This window comes from Nocardia sp. NPDC003963 (assembly GCF_053605105.1).
The window spans coordinates 1-15097 of record NZ_JBSGIP010000054.1 but is presented as its reverse complement, the minus strand read 5'-3'; the positions used below and the strand labels follow the sequence as shown (position 1 = coordinate 15097).

15 protein-coding genes are annotated in these 15097 nt (G+C 66.2%); 9 read left to right on the top strand and 6 right to left on the bottom strand.

The genetic code is table 11. From position 1 onward, the window contains the following. Positions 1–82 precede the first annotated feature (82 nt). Positions 83–949 (bottom strand): HAD family hydrolase, encoded by an 867-nt coding sequence (locus ACWEWT_RS34975; protein WP_452565180.1) that lies wholly within the window; start codon positions 947–949, stop codon positions 83–85. Between the two features lie 131 nt (positions 950–1080). Here ACWEWT_RS34975 and ACWEWT_RS34970 point away from each other — a divergent pair, with 131 nt between their 5' ends. From ACWEWT_RS34970 to ACWEWT_RS34940, 7 genes are all read left to right on the top strand, one after another. Beyond that, complete coding sequence (locus tag ACWEWT_RS34970; protein ID WP_452565179.1) at positions 1081–2058, top strand: ABC transporter permease; 978 nt, start codon at positions 1081–1083, stop codon at positions 2056–2058. Between the two features lie 73 nt (positions 2059–2131). Next, the gene (locus ACWEWT_RS34965) at positions 2132–3103 is read left to right on the top strand and encodes an ABC transporter permease (RefSeq protein WP_452565193.1); all 972 of its coding nucleotides are present in this window, start codon (positions 2132–2134) and stop codon (positions 3101–3103) included. Next, positions 3100–5001, top strand: coding sequence for an ABC transporter ATP-binding protein (locus ACWEWT_RS34960; protein ID WP_452565178.1), 1902 nt, complete (start codon positions 3100–3102; stop codon positions 4999–5001). The genes ACWEWT_RS34965 and ACWEWT_RS34960 overlap by 4 nt, the downstream gene beginning before the upstream one ends. Positions 5002–5044: 43 nt before the next feature. After that, a complete protein-coding gene (locus ACWEWT_RS34955; protein WP_452565177.1) occupies positions 5045–6721 on the top strand; it encodes an ABC transporter family substrate-binding protein in 1677 nt (558 codons plus the stop codon). Further along, entirely contained in the window at positions 6718–7416 is a 699-nt protein-coding gene (locus ACWEWT_RS34950; RefSeq protein ID WP_452565175.1) for a hypothetical protein, read from the top strand. Before ACWEWT_RS34955 ends, ACWEWT_RS34950 begins: the two co-directional genes overlap by 4 nt. 126 nt (positions 7417–7542) lie before the next feature. Next, the gene (locus ACWEWT_RS34945) at positions 7543–7878 is read left to right on the top strand and encodes a hypothetical protein (RefSeq protein ID WP_452565173.1); all 336 of its coding nucleotides are present in this window, start codon (positions 7543–7545) and stop codon (positions 7876–7878) included. Between the two features lie 44 nt (positions 7879–7922). Continuing rightward, positions 7923–8180, top strand: a complete 258-nt coding sequence (locus tag ACWEWT_RS34940; protein WP_452565171.1) for a Clp protease N-terminal domain-containing protein — start codon at positions 7923–7925, stop codon at positions 8178–8180. Between the two features lie 91 nt (positions 8181–8271). Here ACWEWT_RS34940 and hemC read toward each other — a convergent pair whose 3' ends face one another. The 5 genes from hemC to ACWEWT_RS34915 form a co-directional block, all read right to left on the bottom strand. Further along, positions 8272–9198: a hydroxymethylbilane synthase gene (hemC, locus tag ACWEWT_RS34935; RefSeq protein ID WP_452565169.1), complete on the bottom strand. Its 927-nt coding sequence runs from the start codon at positions 9196–9198 to the stop codon at positions 8272–8274. Between the two features lie 164 nt (positions 9199–9362). Further along, entirely contained in the window at positions 9363–9617 is a 255-nt protein-coding gene (locus ACWEWT_RS34930; protein WP_452565168.1) for a Txe/YoeB family addiction module toxin, read from the bottom strand. After that, entirely contained in the window at positions 9614–9880 is a 267-nt protein-coding gene (locus ACWEWT_RS34925; protein ID WP_452565166.1) for a type II toxin-antitoxin system Phd/YefM family antitoxin, read from the bottom strand. Before ACWEWT_RS34925 ends, ACWEWT_RS34930 begins: the two co-directional genes overlap by 4 nt. A gap of 176 nt (positions 9881–10056) precedes the next feature. Next, positions 10057–11634, bottom strand: coding sequence for a Rieske 2Fe-2S domain-containing protein (locus ACWEWT_RS34920; RefSeq protein WP_452565164.1), 1578 nt, complete (start codon positions 11632–11634; stop codon positions 10057–10059). 44 nt (positions 11635–11678) lie between these two features. Continuing rightward, positions 11679–12611 carry a hypothetical protein gene (locus tag ACWEWT_RS34915; RefSeq protein WP_452565162.1) on the bottom strand — a complete coding sequence of 311 codons (933 nt, stop codon included), beginning with the start codon at positions 12609–12611 and terminating at the stop codon, positions 11679–11681. 140 nt (positions 12612–12751) lie between these two features. On the opposite strand from ACWEWT_RS34915, the gene ACWEWT_RS34910 reads away from it, so the two are divergent. Together ACWEWT_RS34910 and ACWEWT_RS34905 are read left to right on the top strand one after the other, a co-directional pair. Beyond that, entirely contained in the window at positions 12752–13522 is a 771-nt protein-coding gene (locus ACWEWT_RS34910) for a lysophospholipid acyltransferase family protein (RefSeq protein ID WP_452565160.1), read from the top strand. A gap of 60 nt (positions 13523–13582) precedes the next feature. Further along, complete coding sequence (locus ACWEWT_RS34905; RefSeq protein ID WP_452565158.1) at positions 13583–14323, top strand: lysophospholipid acyltransferase family protein; 741 nt, start codon at positions 13583–13585, stop codon at positions 14321–14323. Positions 14324–15097: the final 774 nt, after the last annotated feature.

Here is a 15097-nt window from a genome sequence, read left to right as displayed (position 1 = left end):
CCGACCCCCGCGCCGAACCGTGCCCGATCGGTTCGGCGCGGTCGTCTGTCCTACCGGCGATCCCGGGGAGCCCGGTCCGTCGCTATCGTGTCCCCGACGCCCGGTCCGTCCGCGGCCACCAGCGTTCCAGCACCTGCGCCACTCCGTCCTCACTGTTGGTCCCGGTGATCTCGTCGGCGGCCGCGAGGGCGTCCGGGTGGGCGTGCCCCATCGCGACCCCCAGTCCGGCCAAGCGCAACATCGGGATGTCGTTGGGCATATCGCCGAAGGCGACCATGTTCCCGGGGGCGACGCCCAGCCGCGCGCCGAGGATCCGCAACCCCTGTGCTTTGGTGACACCGGGCGCGGAGATCTCGATGAGGCCCTGTTCGGTGGAGTAGGTGATATCCGCGCGGTCGCCGATATGCGAAGCGAGGGTCACCGCCATATCGCCGCTGCGGGCACCCGGCAGCCGGATCAGCATTTTGATCGCCGGGGTGTCGATCACCTCGTCGCGGGCCACGGCGGTGTCGTCGGGGTTCAGCCAGGCATGCTCGTACTGGGGTGAACTGACGAACTGCGGAGTTGCCGCATCGTGCGCGCTGGCACCGACCCGTTCGGCCGCCAGGCCACAACCGGGCAGTACCTTCTCGGCGATATCGGCGACCCAGGCCAGCGTTTCGATATCCAGTGTGGTGGTCCCGAGCACCTTGTCGTGTTCGGCGTCGTAGAGCACGGCACCGTTTCCGCAGACGCACAGCGGCGCGATCCCGAGACCGGCCACGACCGGGGCGATCCAGCGCGGCGGGCGCCCGGTGGCCAGCACGAACGGCACTCCGTCGGCGACCAGCTCCCGCACCACCGCCCGGGTACGCAGGGTAACCCGCTCGTAGGGATCGAGCAGGGTGCCGTCCACATCGGAGGCCACCAGTTCCGGTCGGGTCTGCCGCGTTGCGCTCACCTGTGCCATTCTGCTGGGTCGGCTGTGCGCCTCCGGCGGGCGTACCCGTTCGCGGGGTGAACACGCAGCTGACCGTCCGTCGCGCATCCAGCGGGATGGCTCCCTATGATCAGGGGCTACACCTGATATCGAGGGGAATGATGGCCGGCTTTCTGCTACGACGGACGCTCAATTACGTCGTGCTGCTGCTCTTGGCGTCCTTTCTCACCTTCAGCCTCGCTTCGCTGACCTTCCGGCCGTTGGACAGCCTGGAACAGCGCAATCCGCGACCGCCGCAGTCGGTGATCGACGCCAAGGCCGAGCAACTGCATCTGGACGAGCCGATTCCGCAGCGCTACGTCACCTGGATGACGGGTGTGGTGCACGGCGATTTCGGCGAGACCCTCGGCGGGCAGCCGGTGAGCGAGGAACTGGGCAGACGGGTCGCGGTCAGTTTGCGGTTGCTGATCCTCGGTTCGATCATCGGCACCGTCCTGGGCGTACTGATCGGCGCGGCCGGGGCCATCCGCCAGTACAGATTCAGTGACTATTTCACGACGGTCGTATCGTTGCTGATCCTGTCCACTCCGGTGTTCCTGCTGGCGACGCTGCTGAAATTCGGTGCGCTCGAGATCAACTCGGCGACCGGGCAGCAGATCTTCCTCTATACCGGTGAGACGTCGGCGACCAGTGTCGAAGGGTTCGGCGCGCAACTGCTCGACCGCCTGCAGCATCTGGTCCTGCCCACCCTGACCCTCGCCCTGGGCGGTATGGCCGGATACAGCCGCTACCAGCGCAATGCGATGCTCGACGTGCTGCAGAGCGATTTCATCCGGACCGCCCGGGCCAAGGGCCTGACCCGGAACCGGGCGCTGTACAAACACGGTCTGCGTACCGCCCTCATCCCGATGGCCACCCTGTTCGCCTACAGCCTGGGCGGGCTGATCACCGGCGCGACCTTCACCGAGAAGATCTTCGGCTGGCACGGTGTCGGGGAATGGCTGGTCGACTCGATCAATGCCCAGGACATCTACGTGGTCGCCACCGTCACCGCGTTCGCCGGTCTGGTGGTGCTGGTATCGGGCCTGCTCTCCGATATCGTCTACGCGGTTCTCGACCCACGGGTGCGTGTGGCATGAGCGGAGAACACAGCATGAGCGGTATCCGTGGCCACCGAGATTCTCCCGAATCCACCGAGGGCACAGCGTGAGTATCAACGAAACCGAGATCCTCGTCCAGGGCGCGCCCGAACCCGCCGCGTCCGGCCGGCGCAAACTGATCCTGCGCCGCTTCCTGCGCAACAAACCCGCCCTGGCCGGGACAGCTGTCCTGATCCTGATGTTCCTGGCCAGTTTCGTCCTGCCGTCCTTCCTGCCCTACGACTACCAGGAGCTGGACTACACGGCACTGCTCGAACCGCCCAGCCCCCAGCATCCCTTCGGCACCACCGAGATCGGCCAGGACGTACTCGCGCAAACACTGCGCGGCCTGCAGAAATCGCTGATCATCGGTTTGTGCGTGGCACTGTTCTCCACGACCATCGCGGCGCTGACCGGTGCCGTGGCCGGGCTGCTCGGCGGCTGGACCGACCGGACCATCATGTGGGTGGTCGATCTGCTGCTGGTGGTCCCGAGTTTCATCATCGTGGCCCTGTTCGCGCCGCGCACCAAGGGCAGTAGTTCGATCGTGCTGTTGATCATCCTGCTCAGCGTGTTCGGCTGGATGATCAGCGCGCGGATCGTCCGCGGGCTGACCATGAGCCTGCGGGAACGCGAATTCGTCCGCGCCGCGCGCTATATGGGCGCCCCCACCCGGACGATCATCCTCACCCATATCGTGCCGAATATCGCCTCGATCCTGATCATCGACACCACGCTCACCGTCGGTGCCTCGATCATGGCCGAAACCGGGCTGAGCTTCCTCGGATTCGGCGTCCAGCCGCCGGATGTCTCGCTCGGGTCTTTGATCGCCGGCGGCACCAGTTCCGCCATGACCTACCCGTGGCTGTTCCTCTTCGCGGGCGGTCTGCTGATCATCACCGTGCTCTGCGCGAACCTGGTCGGTGACGGTCTGCGCGACGCGTTCGATCCGGGTGCGAAACGCGCCCGGTCCCGGCCGTCCCGCAAGGCGCGGCGCGCCGCGCGTGCGGAACAGTCGCGGCGGGCGGAGGAAGCACGGACATGACCGGAGAGACCACCACAGTGCAAGCGGACCGGACCGGCCCCGACGATCCCGATCCCGGCCAGGGGCGGGCTCCCCTGCTGGAAGTATCGGATCTGCACGTCTCCTTCCCCAGCGAGGAAGGCCGGGTCGACGCGGTGCGCGGGGTGAACTACTCCGTCGCCGACGGCGAGGTACTGGCGATCGTCGGCGAATCCGGATCCGGGAAATCGGTGTCCTCCCTGGCGGTGATGGGCCTGCTGCCCGATCAGGCCAGGGTCAGCGGTTCGATCCGGTTGCGGGGTCGCGAACTGCTGGGTCTGGGCGACAAGGAGTTGTCGAAACTGCGCGGAAGCGCGGTGAGCATGGTGTTCCAGGATCCGCTCTCGGCGCTCACCCCCGTGTACCGGGTGGGCGACCAGGTCGCCGAAGCGCTGCTCGCACACGGGAACCTGAACAAGACCGAAGCGTCGAAACGGGCGGTCGAACTGCTGGACCTGGTCGGTATCCCCGACCCGGAACTGCGCGCCAGAGCCTTTCCGCACGAATTCTCCGGGGGTATGCGCCAGCGCGTGGTCATCGCCATGGCCATCGCCAACGATCCGGCGCTCATCATCTGCGACGAACCCACCACCGCCCTCGATGTGACGGTGCAGAAGCAGATCCTGAACCTGCTGCGCAAGGCGCGCGATATCACCGGCGCGGGCGTCGTCATGATCACCCACGATATGGGCATCGCGGCGACACTCGCCGATCGCGTGGCCGTGATGTACGCGGGCAGGGTCGTGGAAACCGCCGGTACCGCACAGGTTTTCCGGAGCCCGCGGATGCCCTACACCGTGGGTCTGCTCGGTTCGATCCCGCGGATGGACGGCCCGGCGCGCGCTCCGCTCATCCCCATCGTCGGTGCGCCGCCGGCGATGCACGCGCTGCCGGCGGGGTGTTCGTTCGCCCCGCGGTGCCCGGTCGCGATCGAGGACTGCCGGTCCGTAGAACCGCCGCTGACCGAAACCGTTCCGGGCCACGACGCGGCCTGCATCCGCACCGGAGAGGTCGATTCGGCGGCACTGTTCGAGGCCTACCGCCGGGAGATCGGCGAACCGGAGACCGCACCGGAGACCGATACCGAGCCGGTGCTGAAGGTGACCGATCTGGTCAAAACCTTCCCCATCACCTCCGGGGTGATCCTGCGACGTCGCAAGGGCGAGGTCCGCGCGGTGGACGGGATCAGTTTCGAGGTCCGGGCCGGACGAACGCTGGCACTGGTCGGTGAATCCGGATCGGGTAAATCCACCACGCTCACCCAGATCATGGACATGGTGAAACCGCAGTCGGGGACCATCGAGATCATGGGCCGGGACACCGCGACGCTCAACGGCGCGCAACGGCGCGACCTGCGCCGCAAACTGCAGATCGTCTTCCAGGACCCCACGGCCTCGCTCGATCCGCGGCTACCGGTATCCGATATCGTCTCCCAGCCCATGCGGATCGCGAAGCGGCCGAAATCCGAGATCGAACAGCGGGTGCCGGATCTGTTGCGGCAGGTCGGGTTGCGCCCGGAACACGCCGACCGCTATCCGGGAGATTTCTCCGGCGGTCAGAAACAGCGCATCTGTATCGCCCGGGCGCTGGCTCTCGACCCGGAACTGCTGGTGCTCGACGAGCCCGTCTCGTCGCTGGACGTCTCCATCCAGGCGGGCGTGCTGAATCTGCTGCGCGATCTACAGGCCGAACGCGGACTGTCCTACCTCTTCGTCTCCCACGATCTGTCGGTGGTGCGCAACCTGGCCCACGATATCGCGGTGATGTACCGGGGCAAGATCGTCGAAGCGGGACCGGCGGAACAGATCTTCGGTGCGCCGGGACACGAATACACACGATCACTGATCGATGCCGTGCCCGTACCCGTGGTAGAGGGTTGACAGACGTGTTCGGGGTTCCACCGGCAGGAAGGATGTATCGGCCATGAGGATTCGATCACTGGGGGTACGGCTGGCGGTGCCGCTGTGCACCGTCGCGTTGCTCGCGGCCGGATGCGGCGCGAACGACTCGGGCGCACCCGAGGGTTCGGTCGCCGAACTGGGCACGGTCAACGATATCAACCCGCACGATGTGAGCGAACTGCGCGACGGCGGCAACCTTCGACTGGCGACGACGTCGTATCCGGAGCACTGGAACCCGATGCAGATCGACAGCGACGGCGAATCGGCGGGCATCATGCGCCCGATGATGCCGCGCGCGTTCGCCACCGACGCGGCCGGCGAGATCTCGGTGAACACCGATTTCTTCACCGGTGTCGAACTGACCAGCACCGAGCCCCAGCAGGTCACCTACACCATCAACCCGAAAGCGGTATGGTCCGACGGCTCCCCCATCACCTGGGAGGACATCTCGTCGCAGGCCAACGCGCTCAGCGGGAGGGATCCGCGGTTCCTCATCGGGAACACCAACGGATTCGACCGGATCGAGAAGGTCGAACGCGGCACCGACGATCGCCAGGCGGTCATCACCTTCAAAAGCCATTACGCGGACTGGGCCGGGCAGTTCTCCGGCAACTCCATGCTGATGCCCAAAGAGGCCACCGCGACACCGGAGGCGTTCAACGAGGGCTGGCGCAACGCGCCCGGAAAGACCTCGGGACCGTTCGTCATCCAGTCCACCGACCGGGGGCAGGGCCGGATCACGCTGGGCCGCAACCCGAAATGGTGGGGCGCCACCCCGAAGCTCGACACCATCACCTTCAGCGTGTTGTCCAGCGAGGCCATGGTGCCGGCACTGGCCAACAACGAGATCGACGCGATCGGCCTGGCGACCCGCGACGATATGCAGACCGCCCGCAAAACGCCCGGTGTGGCGATCCGGCGCGCACCCGGTAACAGCTGGTCGCATCTGACCTTCAACGGTGCCCCGGGTTCGCTGCTGGAGGACCCGAAGCTGCGGGTCGCGATCATCAAGGCGATCGACCGGGCCGGTATCGCCAAGGCCATGCAGAACGGCCTGGTGACGGATCCGAAACCGCTGAACAACCACATCTTCATCCAGGGCCAGAAGGGCTATCAGGACAACAGCCTGCCCTTCGATCCCGAGGCCGCCGCGCAGGAACTCGACGCGCTGGGCTGGAAACTGAACGGCGACGTCCGGGAGAAGGACGGCCGCAAACTGGTGATCCGCGATGTCATGTACAACGACCAGACCTGGGTCCAGGTCGCGCAGATCATCCAGCAGAACCTGCGGCAGGTGGGGATCGAACTCAGTATCGAGACCAAACCCGGCAGCGGCTTCTTCACCGACAATATCCAGCCAGGTAATTTCGATGTCGGCCAGTGGGTCTGGATGGGTGACGCGTTCCCGCTGAGCAGCATCCCGCAGATCTGGGGTTACTACCCGGACAATCTGCAGGGCAACTACGGCCGGATCGGTTCGCCGGAGCTCAACGACCTCATCGAGAAGACGCTGACCGAACTCGATCCGCAGAAGGCCATCGAACTGGCCAACCAGGTCGACCGGGCGGTCTGGGCCGAGGGCCATTCGATTCCGCTGGTGCAGTCGGCCGGCAATGTGGGGGTCCGCGACAATCTCGCCAACTACGGTGCCGCGGGGCTGGCTTCGCTGGACTACACGAAAATCGGTTTCCTGAAGTGAGATCCCGGATAGGCCACCCCCTGGCCTATCCGCTGTGCGTGACCATCGGCGCCCTCGCGGTACTCACCGCGTGGGCGCCGTTCGCCGATCCGGACCAGCTCAGCGCGCTGGCGGTGATCGGGATCGGCGTCATCGGGTACAGCGGATACCGGTTCGCGGTGGCGCTGGCCATACTGCCGCACCGGGCAGATGGGGCGGAGTCGGTCGCGGTACGACGGGTGCGGCAGGAACATCAGCTGCTCAGCCGGTCATGGCTGGAGTTGCGCAACGGCGGCGACCGGCGCTGGCTCCCGGTGTATTTCACGCCGGAGCTGATCGGGTTCACCGGTGGAACCGCCCGGCTCGGCGAGCGGGAGATCGTGTTGCGACAGGATCCGAGCCCCGAAACACCGGACGGAGCAGCCGACGAATTCCGCGCGCTCCCGTCCGGCCGGGCCCGGGAGAACGAACCACCGGGCCGGCTGGTCGACAACCCGACGCGGGTGGATCCCGCAGCCGGAGCCCGGGCGGCCACCGCCACGAAGATCACCCGCCGATTGTTGCTGGACGCCCAGTCCGTGGTCGCGGCACCGTTCGCGGGGCTGCTGTGGGTGTATGTGATGGACGGCGGCACCGCGGCGTTCACCGGGGCGCTGTGCGTGGCCGCCGCGGCCGGGATCTGGCTCAGCGCGATCCGTGGGTCGGATCCCAGCTGATATCTCGCACCCCATCCGAAAGGGGTGTCGACCGAAGCCTTTCCGGTCGGCGGAACCGGCAGCGCACACCTCCCATCCAAGTGTGTGTACCCGAATTCCGGGACAGCTCTTCGGGAGGGATCGTTCATGACCACTATTTCTGTAGCGACTGTGAACAAAGCGGTCGGGGCGGTCGCCCTGACATTCTTCGCACTGTTCATGGGAAGCGTCGCGACCGATTCGGCACCGGCGAATGCCGGTCCGCCGATCGGAGCACACCCGTTCCAGGCGACAGGCGGCTATCCGGAGGTGGAGGCGGGGCCGGACGGGAAACCGCGGATGGAATGCAATCAGTTCCATGACGGACAGGGGGCGACCACCATTGTCGACGGCAAGAAACGCTTGTTCGTCTGCAAGTTCTACGACCCGATCTTCGGTGACCCATACTGGGCGTGGGCGGAGATCATGCGCATGGCCAGGTGAAACGCACCGGCGGAGAGTTCGCTCGCACGATGGAAGGCCGCACGTTGACCGAATCCGAAGACGACCTGCCCTACAACCCGCGCTTACGAAACCTGCTGGCGGCGGCCGAGGCCATCGCCCGGGACTCGGGCCAGCGCGCGGTGGGTGCCGAGCATCTCCAGCTCGCCATCCTCGGTGACGCGGCCGCGATACCGACACAGGTCCTGCACAAGATGGGCTGGGACGCCGAAGCGTTCACGGCTCGGCTGCGGGAGCTGATCGAATCGGCGGGCTACAACGGACCGGGTAGCCCGGCGGCCTGAAGCGGCGAGGACATCCGGGCGATGGGGGCGGGCATACGGCTGCCCCCATCGTCGGTGCCCGGCTTACCGGAATTCGCTGCGGTGGTGAAACTCAGTGCGGGATGGAGTCGATGATCGCCCGGGCGCCCTGGCGCAGCAGATCGGCGCCCACGAAGAAGCCCAGTGCCTGCGGATCTTCGGGTACGCCCCAGTGGTGCGCGTCCAGCCACTGGGTGCCGTCGAGGTCGAACACCTTGCCGCGCAACGAGAGCCGGCCGGTCGGTTCGATCACGCAGACACCGGCGATCGGTGAGTTGCAGTGTCCCTGCAGAGCGTGCAGCATGGCGCGTTCGGCATCGGCGACCCGACGGGTTTCGGCATGGTCGAGGCGGCCCGCGAGCTCGCGGACCTCGTCGTCGCCGGCCCGGCAGGCGAGCGTGAGCACCCCGGCGCCGATCGGCGGGCACATGACCTCGACCGGCAGGATCTCGGTGATCCGGTCCTCGCGCCCGATCCGGTACATCCCCGAGACCGCCGCGATCAGCACATCGCAGTACCCGTCCTCGAGGCGTTGCAGCCGGGTGTTCATATTCCCGCGCAGCGGTTTCATCACCAGCCCGGGATAGTGCAGACGCAGTTGCGCGGCCCGCCGCACCGAACTGGTGCCGACCACGGTCCCGGCCGGTTGCTCGGCCAGCGGGCGGCCGTTCTTGGTGATGATCGCGTCACGCACATCGTCGCGCGCCGGGAAACCGGCGAACGCGATACCGTCCGGAATCGGGATATCGCCGGGGATATCCTTCAGGCAGTGCACCGCCAGATCGGCCCGATCGTCGAGTAGCGCGTCGTCGATCTCCTTGACGAAAGCACCCTTACCGCCCAGTTTCGCCAGATCCCCCATCCAGCGGTCGCCGGCGGAGGTCACCTTCACCAGCTCGGTTTCCATTCCGAATCCGGCGATACCGGCAGCCACCTGCTCGGCTTGGGCCACCGCCATCGGGCTGGAGCGGGTGGCGATCCGGATGATGCGCGAAGCCATGCGCAGACTCTACCGCCGCCGCATATCGCCCCGAAGACGCGGTGGTTTACGGATCAACCATCGGTGGTGGGATCGAGAAAGAAATCCCAGGCCACCGGGGCCGGGCCGACGGGGTTCGCGGAATCACGAATACCGACCTCACCGCAGGCCGGCCCGTACTCGAATCAGTAGTGGTAGCGGGCCTGCGCGATGAGGATGTTTTCTCCGGCGACCGCGTAGACCAGTCGGTGCTCGTCGTTGATCCGGCGCGACCAGTACCCGGACTTGTCGCCCTTCAAAGGCTCGGGTTTACCCAGCCCGGCAAACGGATCACGATCGATATCGCTGATCAGACGCATGCCCCGGAGCGCCATTTTCCGATCGGTGGAGATCCAGTGCTCGAGGTCTTCGAATGCGACCTTCGCGAAGGTGACCTTCATTCGAAGTCTTCGACGAGCTGTTCCATATCCACCTCGACGGAATCGCCGGCTTCGAGCTGGGCGATACCCTGTGCCAACCGCGCGGCGTTGACGGGGGAACGCATCAGATAAAGAGTTTCGCGAAGAGAGTTGTACTCGTCTTCGGATATCAGTACGGCGTTGCCCTTGCGGCTGGTGATATGAACAGCGACGGCGTCGTCGTTGACCTGTTCGATCAGCGGATACAGGTTGGCACGCGCTTCACTCGCGGACATGCTGGTCATCGGCGTCTCCTTCCCCGTGTCGCACTGGAATGGTACCGAATTGTGGTACCAGTTGTCGAGGAGAGTCAGCCGGGACAAGGGCGGTGCGGTGCTGCGTGTGGACAGGAAGAGTCACCCCACAGCACAGTGGACCGCCACTGTTACCGGCCGGCAGCCGATCCACTACACCGCCAGCACTACCCCGCCGGTTCGGCGACCTTCCGCGACCGCAATTCGTGGCCCTTGGAGGTCTTGCAGCGGCCCGATTCCAGATCCCACTGCCAGCCGTGCAGATTGCAGGTCAGCGTGTTGCCGTCCACCACACCGAATTTCGACAGATCGGCCTTCAGGTGCGGGCAGCGGCGCTGGATCTCCCAGCCGGCCACCTCCACCGACGCCGAATCGTCGTGTGCCTCGGAGAACCAGCCGTCGGCGTAGGCGATCCGCTCATCGGTGAGGCATTTGAAGAAGGTGTACAGATACTCGTTGTACCCACCGATACGCCACGCCTGGAACCGGGTGGACAGGAAGATCGTATTGACCCAGTCGGGCTCCTGATCGCGCAGCACCGTACGCACGAGCTCGGGCGCGATCCGGAATCCGTAGCGGTACCTGCCCTCACCCTCCTGCGGTGCGCGAACAGTGCGTTTCGGGAAGTCCAGGACCACGGTCTCCTCGCCCATGACCAGGCCCACCGGGTAGCCGATCCCGTCGCAGATCAGATCGCTCTGCGCCATGATCGGCTCGAACAGCGCCCGCAGCGGTTCCAGCAGTGGTTCACCCTCCGCGGACGCCCAGGTCTTCTTCTCCGCCACCAGCACCGGCGCCAGCCGCTGCGCCATCTTCTCGATATAGGCGGCTTTGTCGTTCCAGATGGTGTCGGGATCGTAGGGGTGATCGAGTTCGAGGTCGCCGCCGTGCACATCGGCCGTCGAACCCGGGACCATCAGCAGTCCGCGATCGTGCCCGTGCTCGCGCATCTGCTCGAGGAAGACCATCTGATCGGGGAAGATATTGCCTTCGTCGCCGTGGTCGTCGTTGAGATAGCGCAGTTCGTCGTCGAGGAAAACCGGCGGACCGGCGGACGGCACCACCCAGGTGGCGCCGACCTGCTCGATATAGCTGCGGGCCCGGTCCATTCCACGCTGCCGCTTCTGTTTACCGAAATTCGATTTCGTACGGGCCGGGATGTCGTAGACCATCGGATACCAGATGGCGCCCGAGTACTGCAGCAGATGAATATCTATCCTGCCGAACGCTTCGTGCAGGACATCCATATCGACGGGCCGCGCGTCGTTCATATTGAAACAGGTGGTTTCACCGTCGGAGACGATCAATCCGGAATCACCGATCGGGCCGTCGGCGGGAGCACGCAGCGCGACGATCATGATCTGCAGTTCGGCGTCCGGATCACCACCGCCGTTCCCCATGGATCCGTTGATCTTGTGTTTGACCGAATCCTCGGTTTCGAAGAATTTGTGGAAACCGAGTTTCTCCAGCTCACGACGCAGATCCGGGACCGGATAGTCGGGCAGCAGGACGGTCGCGTCCTTGTTCACGTACTCCGCCAGATGCGCGGCGTCGAAATGATCACGGTGCAGATGCGACACATACAGGAAATCGCAGTTGCCCAGATCCTCCCAGTCGAGCTGGGTGTTGTCCGGGAAAGGGAACCAGGATCCGAAGTACGCGGGGTTCATCCAGGGGTCGCATAGGATCGAACCGGCCGCGGTCCGGATATGGAATCCCGCATGTCCGACGCTGGTGATCTGCACGAGCTCGCTCCTCCTGACCGTTTACGGCCCTCCAGGGTAGTGCGTCAGGACGAGATATCCCCGATGCAGTAGCCGTCGTCACCCTGTTCGAGTAGAAATGTCCGGTTCTGCGTGATTCCCGACGCATTCGTCACCGGAACCGCGACGGCCATGTATCCGGTCGTCATCGGCTGGGAACTGATCTGCTGATCGGCGAATCCGGTGATCCCGTCGAGGGTACCGGGATTCTGCGCCAGGGGTGCCACTACCGGCGCGCCGCTCGCCTGCGGATCCCAGGTCGCCGAGTCCGCCGCGCAGACCAGTGGGTACCGGTCTTCCAGATCCGCGGCGTCCAGCGGCTGCCCGGTGGAGCGGGCCAGATAGCGGCGCACCGTGTGCCGGGCATCGGCCGCGTCGTAGACCGGTTCCGCACCCGCGGCGGACACCCGGCCGCAGGCATATCCCGCAGCCACCCGGTGCTCGTCGACACTGACCGTGGTGACGCCGTCGGTCCAGGTGAGCGTGCTGTCCACCGCCGTACCGGGCTGGGCGAGCGCGCTCAACACCGCGTCGGGATCGGCGTACATGGTCTGCACGGTGAGCGGCGGAATGGTCCAGCACGCACTCTGCAGGGCCGCGATATCGCCGGACCGCAGATCCGCGGCGAACCGCTGCAGTGCGGGCGCGGCATCGGGGAAACCGGGCACCGCACCGACGGCGGGCGCGTCGGCCGGGATCGGCGGCAGCGCGGGCGCCGACGACGGCACCCCGGCCGAGGTGGCCTGCGGCTCCGTACCGGTCGCCCGGTCCCCGGAATCCTGCGCCGGGGCACTTCCGGAATCGTCCGGGATCCCGGATACGGAATCACATCCGGTACCCAGCAGCACCCCCGATACGGCGAGCCCCACGGCGAGCACGCGAACCCGGGCACGTCGCCCGGTGTCACGGCCGGTTCGGCACAACGGTACGGGGCGGGCGCGTTCCACTTCGACGATCACCTTTCCTGCGGTACATACGAGTTCGGCCGTGACACCGGAAGTGCGACCGAACCGCGGAGGCCGGTTATCCGGCGGGCCGGGGCGCGCGCGGCGGGCCGGACGCTGCCGGTCATCATGACAGCGACTACGCTAGCTGAATTGTGGAACCCGTCTACCGGACGATCATCGGGCTGGCCCGGACCGTCTTCTTCCTCGAGGGCCTGAAGTTCACCGTCACCGGCGATGAGAACATTCCCGCCTCCGGCGGCGCCGTCCTGGCGGTCAACCACACCGGATACATGGACTTCACCTACGCGGGCCTGCCGGTACGCACCCCCAAGCGGTATATCCGGTTCATGGCCAAGAGCGAGGTCTTCGACAACAAGATCTCCGGGCCGATCATGCGAGCTCTCAAACACATTCCGGTGGACCGGGCCGCGGGCGCCGACTCCTACGAAGCCGCTGTGGAATACCTGCGCCGCGGCGAACTGGTCGGCGTATACCCCGAGGCCACCATCAGCCGCAGCTTCGAGATCAAGGACCTGAAATCGGGCGCCGCCCGGATGGCACTCGAGGCAGATGTGCCGATCATCCCGATCACGATCTGGGGTGCGCAGCGGGTCTGGACGAAAGGCCATCCGAAACGACTGGGCCGCACCAATACCCCCATATCCATCGCCGTCGGAAAACCGATCCGACCCTATGAACCGGCCGCCGAGCTCACCGCCGAGTTGAAGGCGACCATGCAGGAACTGCTGCACGGACTGCAACAGAACTACACGCACGAACCCGGCGCCTACTGGGTTCCGGCACGACTCGGGGGCGGGGCACCTACCCTGGAGGAAGCCGATGCGATGGACGCCGTCGAAGTCGCGGAACGCGCCGCCCGCAAACGGGCCGAGCTCACCGGCCGGGACGACACCGACATATAGCACTCCACCGCGGGCGGTCACCGACGAGCGGATATCCGCCGGTAGTGAGCAGGAGTTGCGATGACGCGGGAGCCGGTTTTCGACGTTCTGGCCGGGCTGGTACACACGGTGTGCTTCGCGCAGGGCGTACGCATCGATATCCGCGGCCAGGAGAACGTCCCACGCACCGGCGGCGCGGTCCTGGCGGTGAACCACACCTCCTATCTGGATTTCATGGAAGTCGGTGTGGTGGGGCGCCGATCGGGCCGCAATGTGCGATACATGATGAAAGCGGAACTCGAACACGGCATCGTCGGTTTCCTGATGAAGCACTGCAAGGCGATCGGGGTCGACCGGACGGCCGGCGCGGAATCGTTCGGCCGGGCGGTCGAATCGCTGCGCGAAGGCGAACTGGTCGTGGTCTACCCGGAGGCCACCATCAGCCGCAGCTTCGAACTGAAGGAATTCAAATCGGGCGCGGCCCGGATGGCGCTGGAATCGGGGGCGCCGATAATCCCGCTCGCCATCTGGGGTGCCCACCGCATCTGGACGAAGGGTTTCCCGAAACAATTGGGACGCCACAATTTCCCGGTCCACATCCGCATCGGTGAACCACTGACCGCCGCGGGCTCGGTCGAGGAAGTGACCACGGCGCTACGGGGGCGGATGAGCGAACTGCTGACGGCCGCGCAGGAGGACTACCCGATGCCCGCGGGCCGGCCGTGGGTTCCGGCTCGGCTGGGGGGCGGGGCACCTACGCCGGCGCAGGCGGCGGTGCTGGAAGCCGAGGAATACGCGCGACGGCGGGTACAGCGGCCCTGACGAGGCGCTCGCCGCGGGCGGGGTCGATGAGCACAGCGTGTCCGTCCGCAGACCGACACGCTCTCCTCGCTCCCTTATCACCGATCGACCTGGACACGGCTGTGGGCAGGTACCGGGTCATGGTGCGCAGGTACCGGGTCATGGTGCGATAGGCCTGCGGCGCGCGGGCGCGGGGGTTGCCCACCCGGTGAAGACGGTGACTGTTGCCCGCTGCGCCGGAGTGACGGCGGTGATCCGCACCGGATGGGGGCGAAGGTGCGGTAGACGCCGGAGTGGCGGCTGCTGCCATGGTCCGGACCATTCCGTCCGCGCGACCTGCCGACCGGGGGGCGGCCGCGGCGGCTGGATACGCGCTTCGGAATCGAGTTCACCGACGCGTTGGAAGGTACCGGCGACCCTCCGTGCCCGCTGCTGTACGGGGGTTTCAGCAGAAGGATGCCCGCAGTGCCTGGCCGGGGTGGCCGGGGGCACCAGTCCACGGCTGAGAAATGTGGCACCGGTCTGGACGGCGGAGGCTTGGATATGAACGCGCTTGTGCGGGTGGGGGTGAGCTCACTCGCCAAAGCGGGACGGCCAGCTCGCTCGCCAAAGCAGGACAGCCAACTCACTCGCCAAAGCAGGACAGCCAACTCACTCGCCAAAGCGCTGTGTTTTTGGCGCCGCCTTCGGCGTCGCGGGGTTGAGGCCCCCTGGTGTCCCGCCGTTCGGGCCTCGAGACTCGCGCCTTCGGCGCATGCGCTTCGAGGCCTGAAACGCCGGTCGGGCCTCAAACCA

What these genes read in the sequence shown, in the direction of transcription:
- ACWEWT_RS34905 (WP_452565158.1), top strand. Translation starts at nt 13,583, where the DNA reads ATGACGCGGGAGCCGGTTTTCGACGTTCTGGCCGGGCTGGTACACACG.
- ACWEWT_RS34930 (WP_452565168.1), bottom strand. Translation starts at nt 9,617, where the DNA reads ATGAAGGTCACCTTCGCGAAGGTCGCATTCGAAGACCTCGAGCACTGG.
- ACWEWT_RS34970 (WP_452565179.1), top strand. Translation starts at nt 1,081, where the DNA reads ATGGCCGGCTTTCTGCTACGACGGACGCTCAATTACGTCGTGCTGCTG.
- ACWEWT_RS34955 (WP_452565177.1), top strand. Translation starts at nt 5,045, where the DNA reads ATGAGGATTCGATCACTGGGGGTACGGCTGGCGGTGCCGCTGTGCACC.
- hemC (WP_452565169.1), bottom strand. Translation starts at nt 9,198, where the DNA reads ATGGCTTCGCGCATCATCCGGATCGCCACCCGCTCCAGCCCGATGGCG.
- ACWEWT_RS34945 (WP_452565173.1), top strand. Translation starts at nt 7,543, where the DNA reads ATGACCACTATTTCTGTAGCGACTGTGAACAAAGCGGTCGGGGCGGTC.
- ACWEWT_RS34960 (WP_452565178.1), top strand. Translation starts at nt 3,100, where the DNA reads ATGACCGGAGAGACCACCACAGTGCAAGCGGACCGGACCGGCCCCGAC.
- ACWEWT_RS34975 (WP_452565180.1), bottom strand. Translation starts at nt 949, where the DNA reads ATGGCACAGGTGAGCGCAACGCGGCAGACCCGACCGGAACTGGTGGCC.
- ACWEWT_RS34925 (WP_452565166.1), bottom strand. Translation starts at nt 9,880, where the DNA reads ATGACCAGCATGTCCGCGAGTGAAGCGCGTGCCAACCTGTATCCGCTG.